We start from the raw sequence: 4,162 nt of genomic DNA on the forward strand, positions 1-4,162 counted from the left end.
CCCTCGCCTCCTACTCGGCGCAGCGCCGGCGGGAGCGCGCGCGGAGCGGGCGGCGTCCGCCGTGGGAAGGGTGAGGCTCAGACCGCCGGGAAGGGCCCGACGTGGCTCACGTGCACCACGGCGGAGCCGACCTCGTCGGAGGCGTCGAGGTCGACGGTGGCGGTGATGCCCCAGTCGTGGTCGCCCTCGGGGTCGTCGAACACCTGACGGACCTCCCAGGAGCGGCCCTGCTCGGTGACGCGGAACAGGGCAGGGCCCCGGGCGTCAGGGCCGGCGCCGAGGGTCGGGTACTCGTGGAAGTACGCCTCCATCGCGGCCGCCCAGTCCTCGAACGAGGGCCCCTCGTCCCCGGACAGCTCGGCGAGGTCGCCCGGCCACCGGCGAGCGAAGAGCTCCACCCGCCGGAAGAGCTCGTTGCGCACGAGCACCCGGAAGGCCCGCAGGTTGCGGGTGACCGGCGGCGGCCCCTGGTCGACCGGCCCGGCGTCGGTACCGGCCCCGTCCAGCTCGGAAGGGTTGGTCAGCGTCTCCCACTCGTCGAGCAGCGAGGAGTCGGTCTGGCGCACCAGCTCGCCGAGCCAGGCGATGACGTCCTCGAGGTCCTCGGTGCGCGAGGCGTCGGGGATCGTCTGGCGCAGCGCGCGGTAGGCGTCGGTGAGGTAGCGCAGCACCAGCCCCTCGGAGCGGGCGATCTTGTAGTACGAGACGAACTCGGTGAACGTCATCGCCCGCTCGTAGAGGTCGCGCACCACGGACTTGCAGGAGAGCTCGAAGTCGCCGACCCAGGGATGGCCCTTGCGGTAGGACTCGAACGCCGGGTCGAGCAGCTCGGCGAGCGGCTTCGGCCAGGTGATCTCCTCGAGGCGCTCCATGCGCTCCTCGTACTCGATCCCCTCGGCCTTCATCGCGCCCACGGCCTCGCCCCGCGCGGAGTTCTCCTGGGCGCGCAGCACCTGCTTCGGGTCGTCCAGCGTCGCCTCGACCACGGAGACCATGTCGAGGGCGTAGGTCGGGGACTCCGGGTCGAGCAGGTCGAACGCGGCCAGCGCGAACGGCGAGAGCGGCTGGTTGAGCGCGAAGTCGACCTGCAGGTCGTCGACGAGCCGGACGGTGCGCCCTGCCGCGTCGGGCTCGGGCAGGACCTCGACGACGTCGGCCTCGAGCAGCCCGCGGAAGAGCTGGATCGCGCGCAGGATGAGCTTGCGCTGGGTGGGGCGGTCGGCGTGGTTGTCCTCGAGCAGGTGGCGCATCGCGGGCAGGTAGGGCCCGGGGCGCTGCGCGACCTGCAGCAGCATCGCCGTCGTGACCCGCATCTGGCTGGTCAACTGCTCGGGCTGGGCCTCGACGAGCTTCTCCATGGTGCGCTCCGACCAGGAGACGAACCCGTCCGGCGGCTTCACCCGCACCACGCGCCGCTGCTTCTTGACGTCGTCGCCGGCCTTGGCGAGCCGCTTGGCGTTCTCCACCTCGTGCTCCGGGGCCTGCACGACGACGTAGCCGGCCACGTCGTACCCGGCGCGACCGGCCCGGCCCGCGACCTGGTGGAACTCCCGTGCCCGCAGGTGGCGCACCCGCTGGCCGTCGAACTTCGTCAGCGCGGTGAACAGCACGGTCCGGATCGGGATGTTGATCCCGACGCCGAGGGTGTCGGTCCCGCAGATGAGCTTGAGCAGCCCGGCCTGGGCGAGGGTCTCCACGAGCCGGCGGTACTTGGGCAGCATCCCGGCGTGGTGCACGCCGATGCCGTGGCGGACCAGCCGGGAGAGGGTCTTGCCGAACCCGGCGGTGAACCGGAAGCCCCCGATGAGCTCGGCGATCTGCTCCTTCTCGGCCTTCGAGGTGACGTTGAGGCTCATCAGTGCCTGCGCCTGCTCGACGGCGGCCGCCTGCGTGGTGTGCACGACGTAGACGGGGGCCTGCGCGCCGGAGACGAGCTCGGAGATCGTCTCGTGCAGCGGCGTCGTCGACCAGCCGAACGACAGCGGCACCGGGCGCTCGGTGTGCGCGACGACGGCGGTCTCGCGACCGGTCCGTCGGGTGAGGTCCTCCTGGAAGAAGGACACGTCGCCGAGGGTCGCCGACATCAGCAGGAACTGGGCCTGGGGCAGCTCGATCAGCGGGACCTGCCAGGCCCAGCCGCGGTCGGGGTCGGCGTAGAAGTGGAACTCGTCGATGACCACCTGGCCGATCTCGGCCCGGTCGCCCTCGCGCAGCGCCCAGTTCGCGAGCACCTCGGCGGTGCAGCAGATGACCGGCGCCTCGGGGTTGACCGCGGCGTCACCGGTCAGCATGCCGACGTTGGCGTAGCCGAGCTGGGATCCGAGCGCGAAGAACTTCTCGCTCACCAGCGCCTTGATCGGGGCGGTGTACACGGTGCGCTCCCCGCGCGACATCGCCGCCACGTGCGCGCCCAGCGCGATGAGCGACTTCCCGGAGCCGGTGGGCGTGGAGACGATGACGTTCGCGCCGGTGACCAGCTCGATGAGCGCCTCGGCCTGCGCCGGGTAGAGCTCCAGCCCGCGTTCGGCGGCCCAGGCGGAGAACCCCTCGAACAGCTCGTCGGGGTCCGCGCCGGGGGTGGGGAGGAGGGTCGGGGTGCTCATCGCCCGCCATTGTCCCGGACGACCCGGGCGCTCAGGCGGACGCGGTGCTCACCGCCGGTGTCCGGTGGAGCGGACGCTGCCGGGTGCGGGGCCCGAAGACGGCGACGACGAGGGCGCCGACGATCCAGGTGCCGGCGATGAAGACGAAGACGCTGCGGTAGCCCGACCCGGTGTAGAGGGCTGCGATGATCAGCGGGCCGGCGGCGTTGGAGAGGCGGCCGACGCCGTAGGAGATCCCGGTGCCCAGCGAGCGGGTGCGGGTGTCGAACAGCTCGGGGGAGTAGGCGTAGGCGAGGGCGGTGTAGCCGCGCTCGACCAGGTTGACCAGGAACCCGAACACGACGATGAGCACCGGGTCGAACGTCAGGCCGTACAGCAGGCCGCACACGCCGATCACGGCGCCGAACACCGCGAGGCACCACTTGCGCTCGAGGCGGTCGGTGACCGCGGCGGCCAGCAGGCAGCCCAGCGGAGCGCCGACGGTGGAGAGCGCGACGTAGAAGATCGAGCTCTCGATGCTGAAGCCCTGCTTGGCCAGCAGCGTCGGGGCCCAGCTGGAGTAGCCGAAGAACCCGATGGTCTGGGTGACCCACAGGACGCAGAGCAGCAGCGTCGGGAGCAGCGCCCGCCGGCGCAGGAGCAGGCGCCAGCGGGGCTCGCCGTCGTCGGCGACCGTCGGGACCCGGCTCGCCGCCGCGGGAGCGGGCAACGGCCCGCACTCGGCCTCGACGCGGGCCTCGATCGAGCGCAGCACCTCGTCGGCCCGTTCGGGCTCGCCGCGGTTCTCCAGCCAGCGGGGCGACTCGGCGAGGTGGCGCAGGAAGAACACGAACACCAGCCCGAGCGCGCCCCAGAGGTAGACCAGGCGCCACGTCCAGTCCGCGGCCGGGACGAGGGCGCTGGCGATGAAACTGGTCACCGGGGTCCCGCAGATGCCGATCGCGATGGCGTACGCCTGGTACTTGCCGCGCGTCGCGGCCGGGAAGAGCTCGGACAGGTAGATGACCGCGACCACGGTCATCGCGGCGAGCCCGGCCGACGTCAGGAAGCGGAACACGCCGAGCGAGACGACGTCCCAGGAGAACACCGACGCCAGGGAGAACAGCCCGAAGAAGATCGTCGTGGCGGCGAGGGCCTTCTTGCGCCCGACACGGTCGGCCAGGGCGCCCGCGACGATCGAGCCGAGGAACATCCCGACGAACGAGGTCGAGGTGACGTAGGCGACCTGGTTGACGGTGACGCCCCAGAGCTTGATCAGCCGGGGTGCGGTGACCGCGAAGGTGTTGATGTCGGCGAACTCGAAGAAGTAGGCGAACGAGACCGCGACCAGGGTGATCTTGTGGAACCGGCTGATCGGGAGCCGGTCGAGGCGCTGCTGCGCGTCGGGGGTGGCGAGGGGTGCGCTCATCACCGGGCCTCCTCGGGCCAGTAGAGCCGCATCGGGTTCTCGACCAGGAGGCGGCGCTGCGCCTGCGGGGTCGGCGCGATGTGCGGGACGTGGTCGACGAGCAGGCCGTCGTCGGGCATGTGGTCGGTGAGGTTGGGGTGCGGCCAGTCGG

At 71.7% G+C, this 4,162-nt stretch carries 3 protein-coding genes; all 3 read right to left on the bottom strand.

All coding sequences use genetic code 11. The features are described 5' to 3' along the window. Positions 1–77: 77 nt before the first annotated feature. A complete protein-coding gene (locus VGH76_RS16485; protein WP_331557785.1) occupies positions 78–2,603 on the bottom strand; it encodes a DEAD/DEAH box helicase in 2,526 nt (841 codons plus the stop codon). 31 nt (positions 2,604–2,634) lie between these two features. Next, complete coding sequence (locus tag VGH76_RS16490) at positions 2,635–4,011, bottom strand: MFS transporter (RefSeq protein WP_331557786.1); 1,377 nt, start codon at positions 4,009–4,011, stop codon at positions 2,635–2,637. Then, the coding region (locus VGH76_RS16495) for an amidohydrolase family protein (RefSeq protein ID WP_331557787.1) at positions 4,011–4,162 on the bottom strand (152 nt) is incomplete at its 5' end. The genes VGH76_RS16490 and VGH76_RS16495, both read right to left, overlap by 1 nt.

Origin of the sequence: Actinomycetospora sp. (assembly GCF_036497585.1) — a bacterium.
Classification (GTDB): Bacteria; Actinomycetota; Actinomycetes; order Mycobacteriales; family Pseudonocardiaceae; genus Actinomycetospora.